This window comes from Vibrio sp. 2033, assembly GCF_033339735.1.
In genome coordinates this window covers 1-698 of the sequence record NZ_JAWOVC010000357.1, presented here as the reverse complement: position 1 = coordinate 698, position 698 = coordinate 1, and the positions used below count along the sequence as shown (strand labels likewise).

The following is a 698-nucleotide window of genomic DNA, read 5'->3' as shown; positions in this document are numbered from 1 at the left end:
GCCCAAATTTTGACTCTGTTGCGTGAGTTACAAAAAGAGTTCAATACCGCAATATTGCTGATCACGCACGACATGGGCGTTGTCGCCGAAATGTGTGACCGCGTGTTGGTGATGTACGGCGGACAAAAAATGGAACAAGCAGATACGAACACCCTCTTTGCTCAGCCCGCACACCCTTATACCCAAGGCTTACTGAGAGCAATTCCGTCGATCACCGAAGACATGCCTCGTTTGCCAACCATCCCTGGCAATCCACCGAGCGCCTTAATTAACCACCAAGGCTGCCCGTTTAGAGATCGCTGTGATTACCGACTCGCTCGCTGCCAAGCCGAAACGCCGAAGTTTATGCCGCTCAATGGTCGTCAATCCATCGCCTGCCATGTCAAAGCCCAAAGCAGCATTTCACTCATCCACCAGTCGGCTTAAGGAAACGTTATGAATCAGAAAGAAGTGTTATTGTCCGCTCGCGACCTGCAAGTGCATTTTCCTGTTTCGCGACACCTCATTCCGAGCCGAAGAAAGATCGTACAAGCCGTCAACGGCATCGATTTGGATGTTTATCGAGGCGAAACGCTCGGCATTGTTGGCGAATCAGGCTGCGGAAAATCCACACTTGCACGCGCCTTACTTCGCTTAATTGGACCTACACATGGCGAGTTGACTTGGAAAGGTCAAGACATGTTCGGGTTTAGTAAAAA

At 50.3% G+C, this 698-nt stretch carries 2 protein-coding genes; both read left to right on the top strand.

What is annotated here, in order from left to right; translation table 11 throughout:
• Positions 1-426: oligopeptide/dipeptide ABC transporter ATP-binding protein (locus R7P74_RS26585; protein WP_336624117.1), on the top strand; the 426-nt coding region annotated here is incomplete at its 5' end.
• A gap of 9 nt (positions 427-435) precedes the next feature.
• The coding region (locus R7P74_RS26580) for an ABC transporter ATP-binding protein (RefSeq protein ID WP_318123642.1) at positions 436-698 on the top strand (263 nt) is incomplete at its 3' end.